Here is a 22,466-nt window from a genome sequence, read left to right as displayed (position 1 = left end):
GACGGGGGCCGATGCCGTTCCGGGGCGAGGATTCGCTACGCCGGGCTGTTGGACGACGCAGCAGCCGCGGGCTCGGGCGCCGCGGGTTCCGGGGCCGCCGCCTGGGGTGCCTGGACGGCTGGCACCACGGGCGAGTACGTGCGCAGGTAGCCCACCACGGTGTTCGCCACCGCCACCAGGGGCACCGCGACCACCGCGCCGCCGATGCCCGCGACCATGCCTCCGGCCGCCACCGACAGGACCACCGCCAGCGGATGCACCCGCACCGCCCGGCCCAGGATGAACGGCTGCAGGACGTGCCCCTCGATCTGCTGGACGGCGAGGACCACGACCAGGGTCATGACGCCGGTGAAGACGCCCTGGGTGACCAGCGCCACCACCACCGCCAGCGCGCCCGACGCGACCGCGCCCACCAGCGGGATGAAGGAGAACAGGAAGATGAAGACGGCGAGCGGCACGGCCATCGGGACGTCCAGGAAGTAGATCCCCAGACCGATGAAGATCGCGTCGATCATGGCCACGATCACCGTGCCGCGGACGTAGGCCGTCAGCGTGCGCCACGCCCGCGGGCCCGCGCCGGCCACGCCCGGGCGCGCCGCCGCCGGCACCAGCTTCAGCGTCCACTCCCAGATGCGCCGGCCGTCGTACAGCAGGAAGAGGGTGGAGAACATCGTCAGGAGGATGGTCGTCATCGACTCCACGACGACCGTGACGCCCTCCAGACCCGCCGACGTGATCTGGTCGGTGTTCGCGCCGACCGCGTTCCGCAGGTTCTTCGCGATCTCGTTGATCTGCTTGTCGGTGACATGGAAGGGGCCGTTCAGCGCCCACTTGCGCAGCTCGTCGATGCCGTTCTGGATCTGGCTGGACAGCGAGTCGATGTTCTCCATCACCTGCCAGGTCACGAACCACCCGATCAGGCCCATGACGACGAAGCCGAGGACCGCGGTCATCGCCGTCGCCAGCCCCCGCGGGACTCCGTAGCGGGTCAGTCGCGCCACGGCCGGCTGCAGCAGCGCCGTGATGAGCAGCGCGGCCACGAAAGCCAGCACCACCAGCCGTACGGAGCTGATGACCCGCATCAGCATCCAGACCGTGCCCGCGAGGACCAGGAGCCGCCAGCCCGCCTCGGCCGCCACCCTTACGCCCCAGGGCACCGCCTCGACGGGGTGCGGGCGCGCCTGCGGCGGTACATCGGGGGCGTATGCCGGGGGTGGCGGGACATGGTCCACCACCGGGGGTGGGTCGCCTTCGGTGTGCTCCTTCTCGACCTCGGCGCGGCGTTCGTCCAGCCGCTCACCCATCTGGGTAAGACCGGTGCCGATCCGCCCGAGCCACCCTGGCACTTGTGACATGAACCGTCCTCTTCCCCCGTGTACCCGGGTGCTTCTCACCACTCCCCCCTGGAGTCGTCCGTTCCGACGGTACATGGAGAGGGCCTACGAGCGTGAACAACCGAAGCCCCTCACCGTTAGACGGTGAGGGGCTTCGTGAGGTTGAGCGACCGCGCGCGGGCGGGGGGCTCCCGGCTCAGTACCAGTGGTTGGCCTGCCAGAACGACCAGGCCTGGCAGGGGCTGCCGTAACGGCCGTTCATGTAGTTGAGGCCCCACTTGATCTGCGTGGCGGGGTTGGTCTGCCAGTCGGCACCGGCGGAGACGTACTTGCCGGCCGGGAGCGCCTGGAAGAGACCGTACGCACCGGAGGAGGCGTTGACGGCGTGGTAGTTCCAGCTCGACTCGTGGTCCACGATGTTGCTGAAGCACTGGAACTGGCCGGCCGGCACCATCTGGCGCGCCATCGCCTGGATCTGCGCGACGGTGTACGAGCTCTGGACGGGGAAGCTGGAAGCGCTGGCACTGGCGCTGGCGGTGGTGGCCTCGGCCTTGGCGCGCGCGGCGGCGCGGCTGGCCTTCTCCGCCGCCTCCTTGCGTGCCTTGGCGTCCTCCTCGGCCTTCTTGGCGGCCTGCTGCTTCGCGATCGCGTCGGCAGCCGCCTGCTTGCGGGCCGTCGCCTCGGCGTCCTTCTTGGCGCTCGCGTCCGCGGCGATGGCTTGGACGTCGGCCTGCTGCGTCAGGGACGCGGTCTGTACCTGGGCCTGCTCTCCGGCGGGGATGTCCGCGAGGAGGAGCGTCGAGTCGTTTGCCGTCGCCTCGGCGTCGTTGGGCTGGGCCATGCTGCCCGAGGCGACTCCGACGACGCTTCCGACAGCGGTGACCGCCGTGGCCGAGACCACTGCGAATCCCCGGACCGAAATGCGGCTCACACGGTTTCCTTCCAGCATCGCCCGCTTCGGTGACCCTGGCGGACGCAATCGTGCCCTTGACACTGGCCTCCCAACAGCGGGGTCACGGGAGGCACGGGCCCGGTGGGCAACTCCCCTCAAGGAAGCGCAGCGTGAAGCTCGGGCGGCATACGACGGCTCTATGGAGTTGGTGCTTTGGTTGCGCGCTACCGCTGGGGGTACCGCTGTGCCGTATGCGGGGCCTGACAGGAACGAGACTCTGCCGCAACCCGACACCGGGTGGCAATTCCGCGTTGCGTGTGAAAGCTCACATCCCCTTGGTCCGGGGGATTCCCGGAATCCGCCACACGCGAAGGCGCCGCCCGGCTAGGCTTTCCATTTTTGCCGAACGGCGCCAACTGGCAAGTAGCTACCACGTATTGGGTGATCAGGTCACATCGGTACGTCTTCCAGCATTTCGGTCACAAGCGCGGCAATCCTGGACCTCTCGGACCGGGTGAGGGTGACATGCGCGAAGAGCGGATGCCCCTTCAACTTCTCCACGACGGCGACGACTCCGTCGTACCGGCCGACCCGCAGGTTGTCCCGCTGGGCCACGTCATGGGTCAGAACGACCCGTGAGTTCGGTCCGATCCGGGACAGAACGGTCAGCAGGACGTTCCGTTCGAGCGACTGGGCCTCGTCCACGATCACGAAGGCGTCGTGGAGCGAGCGGCCGCGGATGTGGGTGAGCGGAAGGACCTCCAGCATGCCGCGGGCGGTGACCTCTTCGATGACCTCGCGGCTGGTGACCGCGGACAGCGTGTCGAAGACCGCCTGTGCCCAGGGGCTCATCTTCTCGGCCTCGGTGCCCGGCAGATAGCCGAGTTCCTGCCCGCCCACCGCGTACAGCGGCCGGAAGACCATCACCTTCCGGTGCTGCCTGCGCTCCAGCACCGCCTCCAGGCCCGCGCACAGCGCCAGCGCCGACTTGCCGGTGCCGGCCCGGCCGCCCATCGACACGATCCCGACGTCCGGGTCGAGCAGCAGGTCGAGGGCGATCCGCTGCTCGGCGCTGCGGCCCTTGATGCCGAACACCTCCCGGTCCCCGCGCACCAGGCGGACCATGCCCTCGGGCGTCACCCGCCCCAGCGCCTTCCCCCGCTCCGACCGGATCCGCAGGCCGGTGTGCACGGGGAGGCCGGCGGCCTCGGGGACGTGCACGTGCCCTTCCTCGAAGAGGATGTCGACCTGCTCACCGGGCAGCGTCAGCTCGGACATCCCGGTCCAGCCGGAGGAGTCCGTGATGGCCAGCTCCGCCCGGTACTCCTCGGCGATGAGGCCGACGGAGGACGCCTTGATCCTGAGCGGGAGGTCCTTCGACACGACGGTGACGTCGAACCCCTCGGCCTGCAGGTTGCGGGCGACCGCGAGGATGCGGGAGTCGTTGTCCCCCAGGCGGTAGCCGGTGGGCAGGACACCGGGGTCCGAATGGTTGAGCTCGACCCGGAGGGTCCCGCCGAGGTCACCGATCGGGATGGGGGCGTCGAGGCGGCCGTGACTCACGCGGTAGTCGTCCAGCAGGCGCAGGGCCTGCCGGGCGAAGTAGCCGAGTTCGGGATGGTGCCGCTTGGCCTCCAGCTCCGTGACCACGACGATCGGGAGCACGACCTCGTGCTCCTCGAAGCGGCTCATGGCGTTCGGGTCGGCCAGCAGGACGCTGGTGTCGAGAACATAGGTGCGCCGGTCTGGCTTGGGGCGCTTTGCGCTGGTCACCACGGAAGGACGTACCCCCTCGGATGAGGTCGGGGAGCGACGAGTAGGACCTGGACCGGTTGCCGGCCGCGATGCGCGGGCCGGGAACCGGCCCTCCGCCGCTTCCTCCGTGCGGTGACCACACGGTCGGGCTGGGTGCAAAGGGCCTCCCGGGTGGACGGCCCTGTGCCGTCCACTGAGATACGACACCCGTGGTTCGGGTGTCGACCTGCTTCCCTTATGCCCTCGAACATGCGCCGCCATGCCACGGCGTGCGCTGGCGCCTCGGTGAACTCATCGGGGACGTCTGCCCCCTGAACGGGTGAAGAACGTTCCGGAGTGTGCGGGGTGCCCGGCCGCGGTGACGGGAATGCCCGGACCGCCCTGACTCGTGCCCGGCCCGCCCTGACTCGTGCCCGGACCGCCGTGGCGAGGGGTGCCCGGCGGGCCGTGGCGGGGAGTGATCAGCCGCCGAAGCGGCGGTGTCGCGCAGCGTAGTCACGCAGCGCGCGCAGGAAGTCGACCTTGCGGAAGGCCGGCCAGTAGACCTCGCAGAAGTAGTACTCCGAGTGGGCGGTCTGCCAGAGCATGAAGCCGGACAGGCGCTGCTCGCCACTGGTACGGATCACCAGCTCGGGGTCGGGCTGGTCGCTGGTGTAGAGGTGCTTGCCGATCATGTCGATGTCGACGGACTCGGCGAGGTCCTCCATCGAGGTGCCCTTGTCCTTGGCGTCGAGCATCATGGAGCGCACGGCGTCGGCGATCTCCTGGCGTCCGCCGTAGGCGATGGCGACGTTGACGAGTATCCCGTCGACGTGGGCGGTGGACTCCTCGGCTTCCTTGAGGGCGTTCTGCATCGGCGAGGGGAGCAGGTCGCGCGCGCCCACGTGGTGCACGCGCCAGCGGCCGTCGGCGGCGAGGGAGCGGACGACGTCCTCGATGATGCCGAGGAGCGGGCCCAGTTCCTCGGCAGGCCTGTCGAAGTTGTCCGTCGACAGCAGCCACAGCGTGACCACCTCGACGTCCGTCTCGGCACACCAGCCGAGGAACTCCTCGATCTTGTCGGCCCCGGCCCGGTGGCCCTGCGCGGTGGTCGAGCCCGCCGCCTTCGCCCAGCGACGGTTGCCGTCCATGATGACGCCGATGTGCTTGGGCACCTGAGCGTGGTCCAGGTGGCCTTCCACCCGGCGTGCGTACAGCCTGACCAGCAGACCGCGCAGCTTGTCGCGCAGGTTCACGTGATTGTCAGCCCCTCCGTGCAGATCAGATCAGGTACGGGCGTGCGCGATCCCCGTCAGATGGCGGTCCCCGTCGGATGGCGGTCCCCGGAGCCGAAGCCTACCTCCGGAGAACGCGGGCCTCTCGCCAAAGGCGTCGGGGGTCCGTCCTGATTTCGCAGGCGGAAACGGCGGTTTCCCGTCCGGTTCCGGACGGGGATACGGGGAACCTTCGTCCGGGAGTGAGGGTGCCGGACGTGGTGTGGCGGGCGGCCGGGCGGGCCGTACGGAGGACGCGCGAAGGGCGGTCTGGCGGGCCAGAGGGAGGGGCGCGCGAGGGGGGCGCGAATGAGGGGAAAGAAAACGGGCCGGTCCGTGGGGGGGAGACGGACCGGCCCGAGGGGGGGTTCCCACCATAACCCTTCGTGAGTGATGCTGCGTCCATCGGCGCGCCACAACTACTCTCCGAAATCGTGCGGCGACGTGGCGGTGGCCACGGAGGCGCTCGTTCAGCGCGTCATCTTGGCCGATTCACAGCGCATGCCCGGGTGATCCGGCCGGATCCCGAGGTGTTCGCGTGGCTTCCGCGTGCCGGTGAGACAGTCGTCACCTTGTCGCCCCATACCCCGGGTGGGTGACCCGCGGCAGGAACGCGCGCTTGACCCCGCCGCGGTGCGGTACCGCCCGCGTGGTTTTGCTCACGCGCATCAGCGCTTGCGGGCCTCGATCAGGAAGCGGGTGCTGTGGGCGACGAAGGGCCCCTCGGTCTCGATCCGCTCGTGCAGGGACCGGAGCCGGGGCTCGTACTGCTCCACGGTGAATCCCGGGACCATCCAGATCACCTTGCGCAGGAAGTGGACGACGGCGCCGATGTCGTGGAACTCCATGCGCAGCCGTGCCTCTTGGAGGTCGGTCACCTCGAGGCCCGCCGCCTCGGCCTCGGCCTGCGCGCGCCGCGGGTCGCGGCCGGTGCGGACCTCCTCGGGCTGCGGCCCCAGGAAGTACTCGACGACCTCGAAGGCGCTGGCCGGGCCGATCTGCTGGGAGAAGTACGTGCCGCCCGGGCACAGGACGCGGGCGATCTCGTGCCAGTACGTGCGGACCGGGTGCCGGCTGGTGACGAGGTCGAAGGCGGCGTCCGCGAACGGCAGCGGCGCGTCCTCCGGTGAGGCCACGACCACGGCGCCGCGCGGGTGCAGCAGGGCGGTCGCCCTGGCGACGTTCGGCGGCCAGCCCTCGGTGGCGACGGTGAGCGGCGGCAGCGTCGGGGCGCAGGAGAGGACCTCTCCTCCCCCGGTCTGGATGTCGAGCGCGGCGGACGCGTGCGCGAGCCGGTCCGCCATCGACCGCGCGTACCCCCATGGGGGCCGCTCCTCCGTGGCCCGGCCCTCGAACCAGGAGAAGTCCCAGCCGTCGACGGAGGCGTCGACGGCTTCGCGCACGAGGTCTTCGAAGGTACGGCCGGAGGTCATGCCGCGATCCTTCCAGGGGGTCGGGAGGAGCCGCGACGGATTTTCCGCGGTACCGGCCCCGACCCGGCGGGTGTGGCGACGCTCGGGTGTCTACCGGGTGGTGACCGTCGCGGCGTGCTCGTAGTGAAGGAGCACGACGCCGTTGCCGAACCGGTGGGAGTGCATCAGCCGCAGGGATGTCAGGGTGTGGGCGTCGGCTTCGGGGAAGAGTCGTTTGCCGCGGCCGACGAGGACGGGGTGGACGTAGATCCGGAACTCGTCGATGAGGTCGTTCCGCAGGAACTCGGCGGCGAGGTCGGCGCCGCCGAGTGCGAGGTCGCCGCCGTCCTGCTCCTTGAGCACGCGGATGTCCTCGGCGACGACGTCCCGCACGATGGTGGTGTGCCAGTCGGCGTGCTGGAGGGTCCGGGAGAACACGACCTTCGGCATGTTCCGCCAGATCCGGGCGTATTCGACCACGGGTGCGGATGCGGCCGGGTCGCGGTCGGCGCCCGGCCAGTAGTCGGCCATGAGCTGGTAGGTGACGCGTCCGTTGAGGAAGGCGCCCATGTTCTTCAGGACGTCGTTGAAGTGCTGGTGCAGTTCGTCGTCGACCACGTGCCAGTCGATCTCACGGTCCGGACCTTCGATGTACCCGTCCAGGGACATGGACATCATCAGGATGATCTTTCTCATCGCACACCTCGCCGACCTCGGTCCCGGGCTCGGGGCCCACGGTACTCAGAGGGGGCGGCGCGGGGCCTGGTTGCCACGCGCTTCGGTACGGAAGGCTGCCGCCGCCTCGCCGCTCGATCCGCTCCGGCTACGCCGCGTGCGTACCGAAGGTGACCTGAGTACGAGTACTGATGTGCCGCCCCGCCTGCTTCCGGTTGGGTGGGGCGCATGTTGGACAACACACCGAGGAACCGGGTGCAGGGTGCGTGGGTCGCTCCCCTGGTCGGGACCGTTCTCACGCTCCCTGTCGGCCTCATCGCTCTCGCCGTAGGCGGGCTCAGCCCCATGGCCTGCGACTCCTGCAATGACGCGGACGCCAAGCGGTTCGACATGAGCTTCGACACCGCCTTCACGGTGCTTCAGGTGGGCCTTGCCGCTTCTCTGGCCCTGCTGATCGTCAGCTGGTGTCTGGTCAGTGACGAGAGGGCCGAACGCCGCTGGCTCTTCGCCCTTCTGCCGATCGGCACCGTGCTGATCTCCCTGATCCTCTTCCTGTCACTGGTGGACTGGCCGAGCTGACCCAGGAGGGGGATGTTCAGGCTGCCAGGGCCCCGAGAAGCAGGCCTGCCGTGGCGCCGCAGATCATGAACGGGCCGAACGGGATCGCGCTCTTGCGGCCCGCCCGGCGCAGGACCAGGAGGCCGAGTCCGTACACGGCGCCGAGCAGGAAGCCGGCGAAGGCACCGAGGAACAGCACTTCCCACCCGTACCAGCCGAGTGCGACCCCGAGCGGCACGGCCAGTTTGACGTCGCCGAAGCCGAGGCCGTTGGGGTTGATCAGGAACAGTACGAGGTAGGCGCAGCCCAGGGTGAGTCCGCCGAGCAGCGCGATCGGCCAGGAGCCGCCGTGCCCGGGCAGCAGGGCCATGATGCCGAGCAGCAGCGGTGTGATGACAGCGAGCGGGAGCGTCAGCTGGTCGGGGAGCCGGTGGACCCGTATGTCCACGGTCGCCAGCAGCACCAGCAGCGGCGCCAGCAGCAGCCACACGGCGAGTTCCGGCCGTACGCCCGCCGCCCAGGCGAGCGCCGTGCAGCCGAGGCCGGTGACGAGCGGGGCGGTCCAGACGCGGCCGGGCGCCGGTACGCAGGAGGCGCAGTGGGCGGGGCCGAGCCATCCGCGCGGTCCCGGTCCGAAGGCGTGGCCCGAGGGGCAGTCCTGGCGCCATGGCTCTTCCGGCTCGACGGACAGCCGGTGGGCGGCCCGCAGGACGAGCAGTCCGGTGGCGGCTCCCCACAGGGCGGCGGTGATCAGCAGGGCGTACACCTGGCAGACCTTATGGGGCGTGAGCCCGGCGGTCATGGGCCCGTGGGCCCAACGCGGCGCCCGGCGGGCCCAGAACCGGCCCTCACCCGTACGCCCTAGAGTGCGGGCCATGACAACACGGCAGAAGTGGCGGAACGGTACGGGGACCCTCACCACGCCCCAGACGCCAAAGGTCCCGTTGGAGATCGCCGCCAGCTACGCGAAGCGTGCTCGCGGGCTCCTCGGCCGGGACGGCGTCAAGGGGGCGCTGCTCATCACTCCGTGCGCGAGCGTGCACACCTTCAGGATGCGGTTCACCATCGATGTGGCCTACGTCGACCGGGACTTGAACGTGCTGGCGGTGCGCACGATGAAGCCCGGCCGGCTCGGCCTGCCCCGGCTGCGCGCCCGTTCGGTGCTGGAGGCGGAGGCGGGGGCGATGGAGCGGTGGGGCGTACGCCCCGGGGTGCGGCTGTCGGTAGATTCCTGACGTACCGTCAACACTGGGGCGTGGCGGGTCAGCCGGTCTCCTCCTCCAGTTCTTCGATCTCCCGGTCGCTCACGACGGCCATCAGGACCAGCGGGGCGTCGCCGTCGCAGTGGCCGACCGAGATCCCCACCCAGCGGTCCGCCCCGTCCGGCCCCGCCGGCACGGGGCCCCACACGGTCAGGTCACCGTAGTTGTCCGCGTCGCACAGGGCCTGGTGCACCGGCGGCATGGGCTCGTCCGCCTGGTCGCGGAACATCGCCACGTGCATCGGCACCTTCCGGGGCGTTCCCCACCGGCCCGTCAGTTCCGCCGCGACGTCCAGGGCCTTCAGCTCGGCGCCTGCCACCTGCTCGCCCCACTCCTCGCCGTAGACGCCGAGGAGATCCCTGCTCTCCCAGAGGGGGGCCAGTACGAAGCCCTCGCCGATGTCCTGACCCCATTCCTCGGTGGACGGGTCGTCCTCTCTTAGCGTCGGACCCGTTGTCGGCAGGGGTGTCGCGAGCAGCGCCTCGATGCCGGCCACGGCCCGGCCGCGGTCGAAGGCGTCACCGTACTGACGGGTCACAGCAGTGCCTCCGCAGCCTCTCGTGCGGGTCAGAGCGTGCTTCGGTCCATCGGGGTGGGCAACGGTTCAAGGGCTCCGGCGTCACGCAGTCGTACGTTCGCCCGGACCACCGCGCCGACACCGTCGGACGGCGAGGCCACGTCGAGCAGGACGCCCCCGCCGGGCAGCTCCTTGCGGGCGACGGCCAGGTCGTCCGGTACGAGCGCCGCCCGGTTCGGGGACAGGTAGCCGAGCCGGCCGACGGACGGTTCACCCATACCGATGTCGGTTTCGTCCTCGAGGGCGTCGAGTACGTCGTCGTCGGTCACGTCGCCGACGTCGGGGGCCCATGTCTCCGCGAGGAGTGCGAGCAGCTCCGCGGACGGGAGCTGGGTACCGTCCGGCGCGCTGATCTCGATGCCCAGGCTCTGGTACACGAACTCGGAGGTTCCTCCGGCGCTGCCCATGATCTCGATCTTCCAGTCCGGCTTGCGCTCGATCACGAGCGTGAGGCCGACACCCGTACGGTCGGACCAGCCGTCCGCGGCCTGCTGCGCGCGCAGGGCCGCCAGGACCGACGCTTCGTCCGCACGCAGATCGGTGGTCGGTCCGGACTCGCGGAACCACCGCCACGTCCACGACTCACCCGTGTCGGGGCCGACGGCCGGGAGCAGGGTGGACAGTCCGCCCAAGGTCCGCATCCAGTGGCCCGTCAGCGCCTCGGGCGACTCCTCACGAGGGCCCCAGAGCACCCGTACCGTTTGCCTCATGCTGTGCCTCCGCGGCCTCTCGCTCTCCGGTCCTGCCCGGTCACTTCCGCTTCCGCCACGCTAGTCGAACTGGGCGGGGTTCCTGGGACCCGCTTCCTTCGCCTTGGTGTACACGACCTTGATGCTGCCCAGGCCAGGCGTCTTGCGGAACGCCGCACGGGTGGCCTTGGCCACCTTCTCGTCCGAGAAGTGCCATTCGATGGGGCGTCCGCCGGCCGCGTCCACCTGCCGTTTCGCCTCCGCGACGAACTTGTTCTTCTGACTGGTCTTCAACTCACCGTCCTTGGTGAGCTGTTTCGAGTAGCCCTTCTTGGCCTCCAGGAACGTCCCCTTCGGCCCCCGGCTGGAGTCCCAGCCGTCGAACTCCACGTCCGGAACCTTGTCGTTGGAGTGCGGAACGACATACTCCTTGCCGCGTTTCACACCGGTGACCTGCTCCTGGTAGCGGATCCAGCCCTCGTTCTTCCAGTTGGGCGGAGGGTTGCGGTAGCGGCTGGCCCAGAAGCCCTCGGCCTTGTCGGCGTCCCCGAGCTTGGGGTCGTTCAGCTTCTTGGCCCAGTCCGGGGGCAGGTAGTTGCGCGGGTCGGAAGTGTCGTTGCGCTTGGGGTCCGGATACGGCTTCCGCTTCGCGATGGCTTCCTTCGCCCGCTGCGGCTCCTCGGCGCGCTTCTTCGCGAGGTACGCCTCGCGCTCCTTCTCGCGGGCCTCCTTCGCCTTGGCCTTGGCCTCCTCGTCACAGCCGTCGGAGGCGAGGATCACCCGGGCGGGGGCGCCGCCCGCGAGGACGACCGTGCCGGAGCCGGCACCGCCGGTGAGACCCGGGGGCGCGGGGGTGCGTGTCGGGGGCCCGAGCGCGATGGAGCAGCCGGTCTTGCGTGCCTGCTCCTCGGCCGCGTCCGCCGCCTCGTCGGCCTCCTTCGCCGCCTTGCGGGCCTCCTTGACGTCGCCGACCTCGGCGGCCTTGCGGGCCCGCTTCGCGGCGTCCTTGGCCTTGTCGGCGGCCTCCGCGACCTTCTCGGCGACCTTGCCCAGCTTGCCGAGTTTGCCGACCTTCCCGACGACCTTCGCGACGTCGTACCCGGGGATGAAGAGGGACCCGACGTTCCAGACGACATCGGTGACGGCGCGGGTCTTCTGGCCGTGGTTCCAGCGCTCGCGGACCTCGTCGCCGACGAACATGTCGTCGCCGACCTTGACGACGGTGTTGACCGACGCTCCGCCCCAGTCCCAGACCGCGCCCAGGTAGTCGCCCTTGGACCACTTGTCCCGGGCGCTCTTGGAGTCGTCCATCCACTGGGAGCCGAGCTGCTTGCCGTAGTCGGCCATGCCGGACCAGGTGTCGCCGTCGAAGAGTGCGCCGATGCCCTTGAGGTCGCCCCACACTCCGTCGACGCCGAGGCCCTTGCCGACCTGGCTGATCTTGTCCCAGCTGCAGCCCAAGAAGCCGCTGCAGTCGTTGTTGTCTCCCCCGCCGTCGCTGTCGTCCCCGGAGTCCCCGGAGTCGGCGTCGGACACCGGGGTGTCGTATGTCTCTTCGGGCTCGTCGTGGGTCTCGGGGTAGGTGTCCTTGGAGCCGTCGGATCCGCCGTCCGGCCGGTCTGTGGTGCCGCCGGAGTCGGACGTACCGCCGGGACCCCCCGTACCTCCGTCGCCGCCCGAGCCGCCCGAGCCACCTGAACCGCCGGAACTGCCGGAGTCAGTGCCGCCGCTGCCGCCGGATCCGCCCGACGAACCCGAACCGCCCGACGCGCCTGTGGTGTCCGAACCGCCGGATTCCCCCGATCCGTTCGGCGACGTCCCGTCCTGCCGCTTACCGGCCTCGGTCTGCGTACCGTCACCACCGCCGCCGCAGTCGCCGTCACTGACGACCCGGCACACCTGCCGGGTCATCGTGGACGCGATGTCGCTGCTGACGCCGGTGGCGACGAGGCCGATGATGATCGCGGCGACCAGGACGATCAGCCCGACGTACTCGAGGGTCGACTGGCCCCGGTCGCGGCGCCAGGTCATCATGTGCGGCAGCGAGAACGGCGGCTTGTCCTCCCGGTCCCGTTCGGCGAGCCGGAACCAGTCGCGGCTCTCCCTGCGGGTGAGGAACCAGATCACCAGTACCGGCAGGAACAGTTGGGTGAACCCGCGCGGCGACCCGTCGCCGATGTTGCCGAGGCCGCCGAGGATGAACCACCCCTGTGTGGCGATCAGCCCCAGCCACAGCTTCGTTCCGCCGGTCCAGGACCGCCGCGAGAGCAGCCACGCCACCACGCCCGGCGCGGCCGCGTACAGGACGATGCCGAACAGTCGGGCGCCCGCCGCGTCCGCCGCGAGCGCCGAGCCGAGCAGCCCGAGGCCACCCAACACCGAGGCGGCGAAGAGGACATGGATCAGCACCCGGGCCAGGCGCACCGCACGTGGCAGTGGTTGCCCTCCCCGGTCGGGGATCACCCCGATGCCACCGAAACCGGATACACCACCGTACGAAGACACTCCGCCTCCCCCAACGACGGTCGCACTCACGCAAGTTGATCATCCGTAAGGCTAGTGGCGTCACACGCGTCACGTCGTGGGTCCCTGGGCCCAACGATGGGCCCAAATCGAAGCAAAACCGTCAACCGTCGGGAAGGCGGACAAGCGGACAAGAGGGCGACCGCCGGACGTCGGCGATCGCCCTCTCATCTGCCGCCTGAAGGCGTCGGGTCGTTCAGTTCTGCGCGCCACTCTCGCCGCTGACTTCGGCACCGTCTACCACTACAGCGCCACCCATGACCTGACCGCCGCCCGCACCCACGGCATCATCGATGCCCTGGCCGAGGCCGACCTGGCCTGCTGGGCAGACGAGTGCTACCAAGGCGCCGGCGGCACCAAGCTGCAACACCGCGGCAAACACCGCAATCCGCGAAGCAACTGGTATTACTGGTGCATGCAGGAAGAGACCGCGCGGTCCGCGATCGACACGTTCATCTCCGCATTCAACGCCTCGGACGACAGCTATGTGACTGCGCTGCTCTCCCAGGCCCTGACATCGGACGTGGTCTTCTGGGGCCCGTTGGGCCGCAGTGAAGGGATCGAGGCGGTCGAGCGGTTCGTGCTGGACATCCGGCGCCACCCGGCGGGGACCGGCACGATGGTGCGCTGCTCGGCAGTGGACATGCCTGACGAGTGGGCCCGGTACCAGTGGGTCTTCACCACGCCGGATGGAGGCCCCCGCCTGGCGGGAACGGACGTCGTCCATCTGCGGCGGAGCCTCATCGACCAGGTCATCGTCTTCGCGGGGGAGATCGAGTCCACCTCCTGAGTCATCCTTCTCGGGCGCCGCCCTTCTCCGGAACCGGCCCGCTTCGACGCTCCGGGGCTGCCCAGCCGTATGTCCCCGGGCACCCACCGCGCGTGTCACCTACGCCTCGTCGACCCGCCATCCGGCGCCGTGACACGGCCGGTTTCCTCACACCGCGAGTTCTTCACATGCCGGTTCTTCTGCGGTCCTCCTCGGTCGGGCTGTTCGTGCGCGGTAACTGCTCGGTGCGGCCTTGGGTTTCGGAGGTGGTCGACGGGTCGTTCCGGGCTCCGGCGATCACCTCACGCTCGCGGCAGCGGGGGCAGCGGCAGGGCGGCCACCACAGGGTTTTCGGCACGGCGGCCGGGGCGGCGCCGGCGTGGACGCGGACCCGGTCCGGGCCGACGCGCCGCCCGTCCCGGTCCACGCGGTAGGTACGCAACTCGATGCGGGAGGCGCCCGGTTCGGGCGGCGTTCCGGCGTTCACGACTCACCCTCCCCTGACGGGCGATGGCAGTCGCAGCCGCAACGGCGCACCAGCAGCAGGCGGGTGCTGTGCGGCAGCGGCACGTCCCGCAGTTGACGGCACGCGCCGTGCAGGTCCTCGTACCCGGCCCGCTGCGCCACGGTGCACTCGGCCGACAGCGTCCTCGCCGTCGCCGTGCCGCGCGCGCTCATGCTTCACCGCCGGGGTGGATGGGCACGTCCGGCGGCGGGAAGTGCGGGGCGCACGCCGGGCAGGCGTACACGGTGAGGCCGGGGCCCGAGTTCTGGTGCACCGTGCCCACCACGACGGGGTTCTCGGTGGTCGTGTGGCAGCGCACGCACATGGGGGCTTGATCGCCGGGCGGCCGTCCGGGCCGGTTGCTCCGCGTCCCCATCACGCCGCCGCTCGGCGGGCGGGGAACGGTACGGCGGGGGGCGGGCCCGCCCGGTGGGTGCCGGTACCGGGTACGAAGACGTCCAGGACCCAGCGGGCCATCGCGTGGATAATGCTCACTGTCTTCAACCTCCACAGGGTTGGTGACCATGCCCCCGGACGGCCTCCACCGTCGCGGGGGTCTTTTGTTGGCACCGACTGTACGCCAACTTGGTACGTCCTGGTATTCCTTCGTACGTACTAGGCCGTTCTACCGTGCGCTGAGCTGACCTTTTACGCTCCGAGGCATGATAGAGATCGACCGGGAGAGCATCATCCCGATGTACGTGCAACTGGCATCCGTCTTGCGTGAGCGGATCCGGCGCGGCGAGATCCCGGTCGGCCGACGCATTCCCTCTCAACATGAACTGGAACAGGAGACGGGCGGAACGGTCAGTCGCCGGACCATCAAGTCCGCCATCGAGCTACTCCAGGCAGAGGGAACCGTCCGAGGAGTCCAAGGCAAGGGTGTGTTCGTCATCGCCATGCCCGCCGACGAGTCCGAGGGTGACCGGGCCGACGGCTGACGGTCCGCATACGACGACCGGGGCCCGCCCCTCGCCTCTGACGGCGTGGGACGGGCCCCGATGGGTTCCCGTGTAGCTGGCACCGCCACTGTGGCGACACTTCGGGACGGTGGCGGAGCTGGTGCACGAGCGTGGGGAACAGGTAGCGCACCGACTGGCACCGCCTGAAAGGCCCCGTGGCTGTGGGAGCCACCGACCCCGGCCGCGAGGGCCCGTTCGGGCGCTGGGACAACAACAGCTGGCTGGCCGAGGACGCCGCGGTCGATGAGCCGGTGACGTAAGTGCCCCGGAGCCGGCGTAGAGCCGGTAGGTTCCCCGTCCGGCTCCGGGACAGCAGTTAGAGCTCGACGGCGAGGCCGGTGGTCGCGACGGCCACCGGCCCGTCGTATGCCTTCCCCGCCACCCCGGTCGCGGCGTCGGCGTCGGTGCCGGGCCACAGATGGGTGAGCAGCAGCCGTCCGGCGGCGGCCGCGGCGGCGTACTGTCCGGCGCCGCGCGCGGTGAGCAGGTACGGGGCATCGCCCGGGCCGGGCACTTCGTACAGATACGTGGCCTCGGACAGGAAGAGGTCGGCGCCGCGGGCGAGCCGGACGATCTCGGGGCTCGGCCCGGTGTCGCCGGTGTACGCGAGGGTGGTGCCGTCGACGGTCAGCCGCAGGCCCGCGTTGGGCACGAAGTGCGGCAGCTCCCAGGTATCGACGGCGAACGGGCCAATCCCGAACTTCTCCCCCGGCCAGAACGGGCACAGTGTGTATGCGGCGGCCAGCATGCTCGGCTTGTCCAACGCCAGCACGGCGTCGAGCGCCCCGTGCGGGGCATGCAGCGGCAGCGCGGGCGGCGGAGTGTCGCTCAGGCCACGGGCCCGCAGCAGCGGGTTGAGGTCGGCGCAGTGGTCGGGGTGGCCATGGCTGACGAGCACGGCGTCGACCCCGTCAGGGGTGACGTAGTCGAGGAGCCGGGGGAAGGTCGCGTACCCCGGGTCGATCAGTAGCCGGAAGCCGTCGTGGTCAAGGAGATAGCCGCTGCAGGCCTGTTGTGCGGTCGGCCAGGCTCCGCAGCCGCCGAGGACGGTGAGTCGCATACGGCGACCTTACTTAACTGCCCCTGAATCATGGGTGGTTGAGTTTCTCGGTCAGGCGGATTCCCGGCACTCCGGGGCCCAGCCGTCGAGGTTCTTCGCGATGTCCCGCGGCGTACGAGCGGGCGCAGCGGTTGTGGCAGCGAATTCCCCCACCGCACACCCCCAGCCACACATCAACTTCCTATGTGCAGCCAAGGTGCCAGCGCAGAGAACGCGGGTGGGACGGATCACTGTTCTCGCCACCCGAATAGGTGACGCCCCGACCTGCGAGTCTCACGGCGGCGGCATAAGTGCCGCCGCCGTGCAATTCTCGCTGAGATTGTGCAGCGAGTTTTGAGACCCTACAACGTGTCGTACAGACCAGGTCAGTTGCCGCTCCCGGGGCGTGCGAAGGAGACCTCCACGCGCCGGTTCTTCTTGCGGCCTTCCTCGGTCGAGTTGCTGGCGATCGGGAACTGCTCGGCGTAGCCCCGGATCTCGAACTCGATCGACGAGTCGTTCAACTGCCCTTCGAGCACCTTCTGTACGGCTTCGGCGCGCTGCTTGGACAGCACCATGCCGTGAGAGTGGCTCCCGAGGTTGTCGGTGAAGCCGAAGACGCGGACCTGCTTCGAGTTCTGCTTCTTGATCTCGTTGGCGATCTCCGTGATACGGGACTTCGCCGAGCCGTTGAGCTTCGCACTGTCCTTGCCGAAGAGGACCTCGGCCTGGAGCGCGAACTTCACGTCCGCGTTGGTGTCCTCCCGGCGCTCCTCACCCCCGAGGTCCTCGACGACGGACTTGATGTCCAGCACCTTGGGCGGGGCGAGCGTGGCGCCCGCGGGGAGCTTGAGGCCGGGGGCCTGCGGGTCCACCTTGACCGGCGGCTGGGCCGACGCCGACGGGTAGGGGTTGTCGGCCGCGAGGGCGTGCGGGGCGACCGAAAGACCAAGAGCGATTGCTCCCGCAAGTACGGCCGCCGCCGAACGCGCGCGTGCCCGCGGGGTACGGGATGCGGTGGCGCCGCTCATCAGGAGATCTCAATCGGGGCGTTGGGGAAGCCGGGGAACTGGAGGTCGACCTTGGTCGTGCCCTCCGGAGGGGCGGGGAACTGGGCGAAGAAGGGCAGCGACTCATCGGCCTGGAGGCTGGAGTCGTACTTGCTTGTGGTCAGCGGCCGATCATCCGTGTCCCGCAGCACGTAGTAGCGCTTCTTCTCCTTGGAGTCCACCAGCGTCATCGCCGCGAACGACCGGCCCGCACCCGCGACAGCCTGCTCCTGGCCGCTCCACTGAATCGGAGTGGTGTAGCGCTTGCCAGACGCGTTCTTGATCTCGCCGCTCACCGTCACGAAGCCGCCCTCGTCACGGGTCACCGAGTGCAGCACCATCTCGATGCCGGCGTCGCTGCCCTTGAGGGTGGCGATGACCTTGCTGGTGTCCGGCAGGGTCTTGCCGCCGTCGCCCTTGTCGTTGTTCCCGGCAGGGCTCTCGGACGCGGCCTTCGCCGGCTTCTTGGCGTCGCTGTCGCTGTTGCAGGCGGTCACCGAGACGGCCAGTGCGGCGGCCAGAACGGCTGCCGCCCCGGCCCGGCGCAGCTTCCCTACGTGCCGAATCATCATGAGTCGCTTGTCCTTCGTGTTCGCTCGCGGTCAGTGCTCGGCCAGCCGGACGCGGAAGAGGTCCGACAGGTCTGGCAGGAGGTCCTGGTGCTCGGGATCGATGATCCACTTCTTGCCGCCATCGCACTGGATCGTGCCGGGGGACGGCTTCTTGTCTCCCTCGCCGGACCCTTCGCCGCCGCCCTGAGGAGCCTCCACGTCCTCGTTGGGCTTCAAGCCGCAGAGGGGTTCGACGATGGCCGTGGCGTGGGCCTTGGCACGCTTGTTCTCCGTACCGGGAAGCGCGCTCTTGCCCACCGTCTTCTGGGACTGCAATTCGACGGTGAAGCCCCAGCGGCCGTCGACGAGTTTGACGCAGGAGAAGGTGTCATCGGTCAGCGCGTTGTTCCGCGCGGCGAAGCGGCGGGCTTCGTCGCAACCGTTCGCCGTCCTCACCGGATCGCCCTTGAGGAGGTCGTTTAGGTAGTCAGCGTCGAGGATGTGGTCCAGGAAGTCGCCCTTGAGTGCGTCCCTGGACTCCATCGCCGCCGCCAGTGCCGCGGAGTCGGCTGCCGTCTGGGCCTCGTTGCGCCGGATGTCGGCCTTGCCGAACACGAAGTAGAGCAACGCAAGGAAGAGCAGACCGACCACCGCTGTGATGTACAGCGGTGCGGCCTGCCCTTCCTCCCCGCGAGCCGATCGACTCACTTGTCGAGGACCTCGTTGATCTTGTCGGTGAACTTGTTGGCGATGGTCTCGCCCATGTCCGTGTTCAGCAGCGCCACGATGATCGCCACGACCAGGATCGTGATGCCGACGTACTCGATCGCGCCCTGACCCTGGTCCCGGCGCGCCTTCATCTTCTCGACGCGGGTGTTGGCCCAGGTGCCGATGTAGACCTTGGTGTTGGTGGCGGCCTTGAGAGCGGCGTTCTTCATCATGGTGTTCCCCTCCAGGTTCGGCCGACCGTGTGCCGGCCGACTCTGTCACGTACGAAGTCTGTGTGTCGCTCGCGCTTCCGGCTTCCTCCTGGCCGGTCTCGCTGGCGACACCAGAAACGTACGTCGGGGAACCTCCCTCCCACATGGGCCCCAGGACCCAACGCCGGGCCCAACCTCGGAGTTGGGCCTCGGCGTCGCCCCGGTGGGACCGCGGGCCCAGAGATGCACCCGGGCCTCGAGACGTGTGGTCAGCCATGGCCGTGACCCCCTCGCTTCGCTCCGTTCCAGACGGCGATGGCCTCACCACGGCTCTGGGCGTTCAGCTTGGCGAAGATGCGGTTGATGTGGTTCTTCACGGTCTTCTGGCTGATGAAGCAGGTGGCGGCGATCTGCTGGTTGGTCATGCCCGACGCGATCAGATCCATCACCTCCACCTCCCGCTGACTCAGCTCTCCGAGCACTCCTCCGGCCCCGGCGGATGCCATGGGACCCGGAGAAGAATGTGCCACATCCGCTTGCTCATGCGACGGCATGGCGGCAAATTGGCGCGCCCTCAACTCTGACGCCACAGCCCCCGTTGGAGTGCTCTGCGCCTGCTCCGGCCCTGGACCATATGCGGTCGCAGACGTCGGCATGGGCGGATAGGGCGCCGTGTGGCCCGTGGCCTGAACCGTCGGTTGCGGCGCGGGGGCCGCCTGATAGCCGGGGCCGGTGAAGGCCGTACCCAGCCCTTCGGGGAGCGGTCTGCCTCCGCCGGGGGCGCCACCGCGCAGGCTGTCGAGCAGGGCGCTGGAGGCCGTGGGCGTGAAGTGGGCCCGTCCCGACTTGATGTCCCGTACCGCCGCGACCAGTTGGTCGGCGGTGAACTCGCCGTGCACCAGATAGCCGCCCGCTCCGAGGCGCAGGGCCTCGCGCACGATCTCGGCCTCCCTGCTGTAGGTCATCATCAGCACGGGCGCGATACGCACGAGATGCGGCAGGGCGGAGATGCCGTCCACGCCGGGCATGCGCACATCCAGCAGGACGACGTCCGGGCGGTGCCGGGCCGCGAATTCGTACGCCTGGCGGCCGTCGGCGGCCTCGGCCACGACCTCCAGGTCCTGGCGGCCGGAGAGCAGCGCGGTCAGTCCGGCGCGGACGACCGGGTTGTCGTCGGCGACGACCACCCGTAGCGGCGGGGCGGGCGGCGCCTCGGTGAAAACCGGGAACGCGGGGATGTCCTGGGCCGGTGCGCCGGAGGGCCCGGCTGGTGCCGCCGCCGGCGGGGGAAGCGGCCAGGGATCGGGGAACGTGTCGTCCGGCATGTGCGGCCTCCTCTCAGAAAGGTCACTTGGGTGGGAGTGATGCGTTGCCCCGGTCCGAGCGGCGGAACGGGGCCGGGATGGCCGGGAGTGGGCCGTGTGGCTGCGGTGGTGGGTCCTGGGGCTGGTCGGTCGGTGACACGGCCGGTGGCTGGGTGCCCAGGGCGGCGAGGGGCAGGTCCACCCGGACTTCGGTGCCCCGGGCCGCCCTGCCGCGCCCGATGCGGATACGGGCGCCGATGCCCGCCGCCCGCTCGACCATGCCGACCAGTCCGAAGTGACCGGCCTTCCTCAGGTCGTCCAGGGTGGTGCCCGCCGGAAGGCCGTCGCCGTCGTCATAGACGCTGACGCGCAGCAGGTCCCCGACGACCCCGGCGGAGACCTCCACATGGGTCGGCCGGGCATGCCGGTGGGCGTTCTCCATCGCCTCCGAGGCGACAAAGAGCAACTGGCGTGCGGCGGCGTGCGGCACCGGGGGCAGCGGGGTGTCGCCCAGGGGGCGGTATGTGGCCCGAAGGCCCTTGCGGCGTTCGAAGTCGGCGGTGCGCGCGGCAAGTTCGGAGGTGATGTCCACGCCGCCTTCGAGGCCGGACTCGCGGCGCAGGTCGGCGAGGAGTTCGCGGGACTCGGCGGCTGCCCGGCGGGCCGAGCGGGCGACCAGCTCGGCCTGCTGCTTGACGGTTTCGGGGTCCACCTTGTCGGCCGAGTGGGCCAGACCGTCGGCCGCGAGCGCGACACCGTGCAGGGTCTTGGCGACCGAGTCGTGCATCTCCCGGGCGAGGCGGGCCCGTTCACTCTCCACGGCCTCGTTGACGGCGAGGCGGGCCCGGGTCTCGGTCAGGGCGTGGGTGGCCGCGCCAAAGCCGAGGAGAAGGCCGCGCAGGCTGCTGCCGACCGCGCCGGCCAGCACGCACAGCCCGACGACGAGCAGCGCCGTCGGGTCCTGGTGCACCCGGTTGTCCACCGCGTACGCGAGACCGACCAGCAGCGACTGGAGCGGCGCGAACACGGCGGCACCCCGCCAGCCGTACACCAGCCCCGCCAACAGCGGGGTGCAGATGGTGACGTAGGCGAGGGTGGAGGTGGGCGTGGCGCTGAACAGCAGCAGCGCGCCGAACAGCATGTCGGCGCCGAGCAGCGACGGGTGGCGCAGCAGCACGGGCCCGAACCGCTCCCAGTCGCGCAGCAGCGCGTACGACACCATGACGGTGACAAGGACGGCGGAACCGATGAGCCAGCCCGAAAGGTCGCCGTGCACGCGGTGCAGCGCGAACGGTGTGGCCAGAGCGGTCATCGCCAGGCGCAGGCCGTACAGCTGGCGGCAGAGCGCCGAGAGGGCGTTGACCTGGATGGGCAGCGCCGGTGCTGCCGCGCCCTGGCCGGGGACAGCGGACAGGTCGGTGTCCGCGCCGCCGATCAATGAACGGAAGTTTCGCCCCCGTGGCATCAGTCCGTTCACCTCCCCGTCGTCGTCCGTGTCCGTCGTCGTGCCGTGAGCCGCATGTCAGCTCCCGAGCATGTCGTTGAAGTTGATGCCGGAGGCGTAGTAGAAGCCGACGCCGATGAGGATCATCGTGCCCGGCAGCATGAAGCTGGTGACGATCAACGTGGACTTGGGAACGGCCTTGGCGGCCCTGCGGCGGGCGTTCTGCGCGTCGGTGCGCCGCATGTCGTTGGCGATCTGGATGAGCGTGTCCACAATGGGCGCGCCGAGCTCCTCGCCCTGCTGGAGGGCGGAGACGAACATCGAGACCTGCTCCGAGTCGTTGCGCTTGCGGAGCTGGTCGAACGCCTCCCGGCGGCTGACACCCATGTCCATCTGGCGGAGCGTGATGCGCAGTTCGTCTGCCCAGGGGCCCTCGTACTTCTCGGCGACGCGTTCGAGGGCCTGGCGGAAGCCGAGGCCCGCGGAGACGACGACGGCGAGGACGTCCAGGAAGTCCGGGAGGGTGCGGTCGATGTCGTCCTTGCGGCGGCTCACGGCGGACCTGATGGTGACGTCCGTCCAGAAGATGCCGTACACGAAGAACAGGATCGCCAGCATCAACTGACCGTTCATCAGCATGGCGAGGGCGGTGAGGGTGCCGAGGCCGCCGTACACGGCGAGGCGGGCGGCGTAACGGTCGACCGTCATACCGTTGGGGTTACCGGCCATATTGAGCTTGCGGCGCACCTTGTCGACGCGCTTGGGGCCCATGAGGCGCAGCACGCGCGGCGCGTACTTCATGCCGAGCCGGTCGATGGCGGAGCCGGTGGCCGAGGTGCGGCTGGAGCCGACCTCCAGGGCGACGGCGAGGTCATCGGGCAGCTTGGCCTCGCCCCGGTAGAGGCGGATGCCGTGGAAGACACCGTAGACGGCGAGACCGATGATGGCGGCGAGCAGCAGATCCATGCGTGTTCTCCTCCTTTCGTGGGGGCG

At 69.8% G+C, this 22,466-nt stretch carries 25 protein-coding genes and 1 pseudogene; 5 read left to right on the top strand and 21 right to left on the bottom strand.

Going from position 1 to position 22,466, the window contains the following annotated elements; all coding sequences use genetic code 11:
• Positions 1-35: 35 nt before the first annotated feature.
• The 6 genes from BIV24_RS28600 to BIV24_RS28575 all read right to left on the bottom strand — a co-directional run bounded on the left by BIV24_RS28600 (position 36) and on the right by BIV24_RS28575 (position 7,342).
• A complete protein-coding gene (locus tag BIV24_RS28600) occupies positions 36-1,355 on the bottom strand; it encodes an AI-2E family transporter (protein ID WP_079168600.1) in 1,320 nt (439 codons plus the stop codon).
• A gap of 175 nt (positions 1,356-1,530) precedes the next feature.
• Complete coding sequence (locus BIV24_RS28595) at positions 1,531-2,265, bottom strand: aggregation-promoting factor C-terminal-like domain-containing protein (RefSeq protein WP_071369361.1); 735 nt, start codon at positions 2,263-2,265, stop codon at positions 1,531-1,533.
• A 411-nt stretch (positions 2,266-2,676) separates the two neighbouring features.
• Entirely contained in the window at positions 2,677-4,002 is a 1,326-nt protein-coding gene (gene phoH2, locus BIV24_RS28590) for an RNA 5'-3' helicase PhoH2 (protein WP_071369360.1), read from the bottom strand.
• A 440-nt stretch (positions 4,003-4,442) separates the two neighbouring features.
• Positions 4,443-5,216: an isoprenyl transferase gene (locus BIV24_RS28585; RefSeq protein ID WP_071369359.1), complete on the bottom strand. Its 774-nt coding sequence runs from the start codon at positions 5,214-5,216 to the stop codon at positions 4,443-4,445.
• A 686-nt stretch (positions 5,217-5,902) separates the two neighbouring features.
• Complete coding sequence (locus tag BIV24_RS28580) at positions 5,903-6,667, bottom strand: class I SAM-dependent methyltransferase (RefSeq protein WP_071369358.1); 765 nt, start codon at positions 6,665-6,667, stop codon at positions 5,903-5,905.
• Between the two features lie 90 nt (positions 6,668-6,757).
• Entirely contained in the window at positions 6,758-7,342 is a 585-nt protein-coding gene (locus BIV24_RS28575) for a dihydrofolate reductase family protein (protein WP_071369357.1), read from the bottom strand.
• Positions 7,343-7,549: 207 nt separating this feature from the next.
• Here BIV24_RS28575 and BIV24_RS28570 point away from each other — a divergent pair, with 207 nt between their 5' ends.
• Positions 7,550-7,900, top strand: a complete 351-nt coding sequence (locus BIV24_RS28570) for a hypothetical protein (protein ID WP_071369356.1) — start codon at positions 7,550-7,552, stop codon at positions 7,898-7,900.
• 16 nt (positions 7,901-7,916) lie between these two features.
• On the opposite strand, the gene BIV24_RS28565 is transcribed toward BIV24_RS28570, so the two are convergent.
• Positions 7,917-8,681: a prepilin peptidase gene (locus BIV24_RS28565; protein WP_071369355.1), complete on the bottom strand. Its 765-nt coding sequence runs from the start codon at positions 8,679-8,681 to the stop codon at positions 7,917-7,919.
• Between the two features lie 73 nt (positions 8,682-8,754).
• Here BIV24_RS28565 and BIV24_RS28560 point away from each other — a divergent pair, with 73 nt between their 5' ends.
• Positions 8,755-9,114, top strand: a complete 360-nt coding sequence (locus BIV24_RS28560; protein WP_071369354.1) for a DUF192 domain-containing protein — start codon at positions 8,755-8,757, stop codon at positions 9,112-9,114.
• Between the two features lie 28 nt (positions 9,115-9,142).
• Here the strand turns inward: BIV24_RS28560 and BIV24_RS28555 are convergent, their stop codons facing one another.
• The 3 genes from BIV24_RS28555 to BIV24_RS28545 are packed head-to-tail and all read right to left on the bottom strand — an operon-like array spanning position 9,143 to position 12,912.
• Complete coding sequence (locus tag BIV24_RS28555) at positions 9,143-9,679, bottom strand: hypothetical protein (protein WP_071369353.1); 537 nt, start codon at positions 9,677-9,679, stop codon at positions 9,143-9,145.
• Between the two features lie 29 nt (positions 9,680-9,708).
• Positions 9,709-10,428 carry a hypothetical protein gene (locus BIV24_RS28550; RefSeq protein ID WP_071369352.1) on the bottom strand — a complete coding sequence of 240 codons (720 nt, stop codon included), beginning with the start codon at positions 10,426-10,428 and terminating at the stop codon, positions 9,709-9,711.
• 60 nt (positions 10,429-10,488) lie between these two features.
• Positions 10,489-12,912: a Tox-REase-5 domain-containing protein gene (locus BIV24_RS28545; RefSeq protein WP_177198848.1), complete on the bottom strand. Its 2,424-nt coding sequence runs from the start codon at positions 12,910-12,912 to the stop codon at positions 10,489-10,491.
• Positions 12,913-13,180: 268 nt separating this feature from the next.
• On the opposite strand from BIV24_RS28545, the pseudogene BIV24_RS33680 reads away from it, so the two are divergent.
• Together BIV24_RS33680 and BIV24_RS28540 are read left to right on the top strand one after the other, a co-directional pair.
• Positions 13,181-13,309: pseudogene (locus tag BIV24_RS33680) on the top strand (IS5/IS1182 family transposase); the annotation flags it as partial.
• A 36-nt stretch (positions 13,310-13,345) separates the two neighbouring features.
• On the top strand, positions 13,346-13,720 hold the full coding sequence (locus BIV24_RS28540) for a nuclear transport factor 2 family protein (protein ID WP_071369389.1): 375 nt from the start codon (positions 13,346-13,348) through the stop codon (positions 13,718-13,720).
• A 163-nt stretch (positions 13,721-13,883) separates the two neighbouring features.
• Here BIV24_RS28540 and BIV24_RS28535 read toward each other — a convergent pair whose 3' ends face one another.
• Genes BIV24_RS28535 through BIV24_RS33675 form a run of 3 tightly spaced genes read right to left on the bottom strand, consistent with a single transcriptional unit; the run spans position 13,884 to position 14,529 of the window.
• Complete coding sequence (locus BIV24_RS28535; RefSeq protein ID WP_071369351.1) at positions 13,884-14,186, bottom strand: hypothetical protein; 303 nt, start codon at positions 14,184-14,186, stop codon at positions 13,884-13,886.
• Entirely contained in the window at positions 14,183-14,377 is a 195-nt protein-coding gene (locus BIV24_RS28530) for a hypothetical protein (RefSeq protein WP_071369350.1), read from the bottom strand. Before BIV24_RS28530 ends, BIV24_RS28535 begins: the two co-directional genes overlap by 4 nt.
• Positions 14,374-14,529, bottom strand: coding sequence for a hypothetical protein (locus tag BIV24_RS33675; RefSeq protein ID WP_245766978.1), 156 nt, complete (start codon positions 14,527-14,529; stop codon positions 14,374-14,376). The genes BIV24_RS28530 and BIV24_RS33675 overlap by 4 nt, the downstream gene beginning before the upstream one ends.
• Before the next feature lie 337 nt (positions 14,530-14,866).
• Here BIV24_RS33675 and BIV24_RS28525 point away from each other — a divergent pair, with 337 nt between their 5' ends.
• Positions 14,867-15,145: a GntR family transcriptional regulator gene (locus tag BIV24_RS28525; RefSeq protein ID WP_071369349.1), complete on the top strand. Its 279-nt coding sequence runs from the start codon at positions 14,867-14,869 to the stop codon at positions 15,143-15,145.
• 337 nt (positions 15,146-15,482) lie between these two features.
• Here the strand turns inward: BIV24_RS28525 and BIV24_RS28520 are convergent, their stop codons facing one another.
• The 8 genes from BIV24_RS28520 to BIV24_RS28485 all read right to left on the bottom strand — a co-directional run bounded on the left by BIV24_RS28520 (position 15,483) and on the right by BIV24_RS28485 (position 22,439).
• Positions 15,483-16,226, bottom strand: a complete 744-nt coding sequence (locus BIV24_RS28520) for an MBL fold metallo-hydrolase (RefSeq protein ID WP_071369348.1) — start codon at positions 16,224-16,226, stop codon at positions 15,483-15,485.
• Positions 16,227-16,591: 365 nt separating this feature from the next.
• Positions 16,592-17,236: an OmpA family protein gene (locus BIV24_RS28515; protein WP_071369347.1), complete on the bottom strand. Its 645-nt coding sequence runs from the start codon at positions 17,234-17,236 to the stop codon at positions 16,592-16,594.
• Positions 17,236-17,826 (bottom strand): hypothetical protein, encoded by a 591-nt coding sequence (locus BIV24_RS28510; RefSeq protein ID WP_071369346.1) that lies wholly within the window; start codon positions 17,824-17,826, stop codon positions 17,236-17,238. Before BIV24_RS28510 ends, BIV24_RS28515 begins: the two co-directional genes overlap by 1 nt.
• A 30-nt stretch (positions 17,827-17,856) precedes the next feature.
• Entirely contained in the window at positions 17,857-18,513 is a 657-nt protein-coding gene (locus BIV24_RS28505) for a pilus assembly protein TadG-related protein (RefSeq protein WP_071369345.1), read from the bottom strand.
• Positions 18,510-18,746: a hypothetical protein gene (locus tag BIV24_RS28500; RefSeq protein ID WP_425442600.1), complete on the bottom strand. Its 237-nt coding sequence runs from the start codon at positions 18,744-18,746 to the stop codon at positions 18,510-18,512. The genes BIV24_RS28505 and BIV24_RS28500 overlap by 4 nt, the downstream gene beginning before the upstream one ends.
• A 248-nt stretch (positions 18,747-18,994) precedes the next feature.
• The gene (locus BIV24_RS28495) at positions 18,995-20,050 is read right to left on the bottom strand and encodes a response regulator transcription factor (protein WP_071369344.1); all 1,056 of its coding nucleotides are present in this window, start codon (positions 20,048-20,050) and stop codon (positions 18,995-18,997) included.
• 22 nt (positions 20,051-20,072) lie between these two features.
• Positions 20,073-21,494: a sensor histidine kinase gene (locus BIV24_RS28490; protein WP_079168607.1), complete on the bottom strand. Its 1,422-nt coding sequence runs from the start codon at positions 21,492-21,494 to the stop codon at positions 20,073-20,075.
• A gap of 57 nt (positions 21,495-21,551) precedes the next feature.
• On the bottom strand, positions 21,552-22,439 hold the full coding sequence (locus BIV24_RS28485) for a DUF5936 domain-containing protein (protein WP_071369343.1): 888 nt from the start codon (positions 22,437-22,439) through the stop codon (positions 21,552-21,554).
• Positions 22,440-22,466 lie beyond the last annotated feature (27 nt).

This window comes from Streptomyces colonosanans, from assembly GCF_001866645.1.
GTDB classification, from domain to species: Bacteria; Actinomycetota; Actinomycetes; order Streptomycetales; family Streptomycetaceae; genus Streptomyces; species Streptomyces colonosanans.
This window is presented reverse-complemented; position numbering and strand designations above follow the sequence as displayed.

Bases quoted from the DNA above. Each gene is read 5' to 3' on its own strand.
- BIV24_RS28600 (WP_079168600.1), bottom strand. From the start codon at position 1,355: ATGTCACAAGTGCCAGGGTGGCTCGGGCGGATCGGCACCGGTCTTACC.
- BIV24_RS28580 (WP_071369358.1), bottom strand. From the start codon at position 6,667: ATGACCTCCGGCCGTACCTTCGAAGACCTCGTGCGCGAAGCCGTCGAC.
- BIV24_RS28575 (WP_071369357.1), bottom strand. From the start codon at position 7,342: ATGAGAAAGATCATCCTGATGATGTCCATGTCCCTGGACGGGTACATC.
- BIV24_RS28570 (WP_071369356.1), top strand. From the start codon at position 7,550: ATGTTGGACAACACACCGAGGAACCGGGTGCAGGGTGCGTGGGTCGCT.
- BIV24_RS28565 (WP_071369355.1), bottom strand. From the start codon at position 8,681: ATGACCGCCGGGCTCACGCCCCATAAGGTCTGCCAGGTGTACGCCCTG.
- BIV24_RS28560 (WP_071369354.1), top strand. From the start codon at position 8,755: ATGACAACACGGCAGAAGTGGCGGAACGGTACGGGGACCCTCACCACG.
- BIV24_RS28550 (WP_071369352.1), bottom strand. From the start codon at position 10,428: ATGAGGCAAACGGTACGGGTGCTCTGGGGCCCTCGTGAGGAGTCGCCC.
- BIV24_RS28540 (WP_071369389.1), top strand. From the start codon at position 13,346: ATGCAGGAAGAGACCGCGCGGTCCGCGATCGACACGTTCATCTCCGCA.
- BIV24_RS28530 (WP_071369350.1), bottom strand. From the start codon at position 14,377: ATGAGCGCGCGCGGCACGGCGACGGCGAGGACGCTGTCGGCCGAGTGC.
- BIV24_RS33675 (WP_245766978.1), bottom strand. From the start codon at position 14,529: ATGTGCGTGCGCTGCCACACGACCACCGAGAACCCCGTCGTGGTGGGC.
- BIV24_RS28525 (WP_071369349.1), top strand. From the start codon at position 14,867: ATGATAGAGATCGACCGGGAGAGCATCATCCCGATGTACGTGCAACTG.
- BIV24_RS28520 (WP_071369348.1), bottom strand. From the start codon at position 16,226: ATGCGACTCACCGTCCTCGGCGGCTGCGGAGCCTGGCCGACCGCACAA.
- BIV24_RS28515 (WP_071369347.1), bottom strand. From the start codon at position 17,236: ATGAGCGGCGCCACCGCATCCCGTACCCCGCGGGCACGCGCGCGTTCG.
- BIV24_RS28510 (WP_071369346.1), bottom strand. From the start codon at position 17,826: ATGATGATTCGGCACGTAGGGAAGCTGCGCCGGGCCGGGGCGGCAGCC.
- BIV24_RS28500 (WP_425442600.1), bottom strand. From the start codon at position 18,746: ATGATGAAGAACGCCGCTCTCAAGGCCGCCACCAACACCAAGGTCTAC.
- BIV24_RS28495 (WP_071369344.1), bottom strand. From the start codon at position 20,050: ATGCCGGACGACACGTTCCCCGATCCCTGGCCGCTTCCCCCGCCGGCG.
- BIV24_RS28490 (WP_079168607.1), bottom strand. From the start codon at position 21,494: ATGCCACGGGGGCGAAACTTCCGTTCATTGATCGGCGGCGCGGACACC.
- BIV24_RS28485 (WP_071369343.1), bottom strand. From the start codon at position 22,439: ATGGATCTGCTGCTCGCCGCCATCATCGGTCTCGCCGTCTACGGTGTC.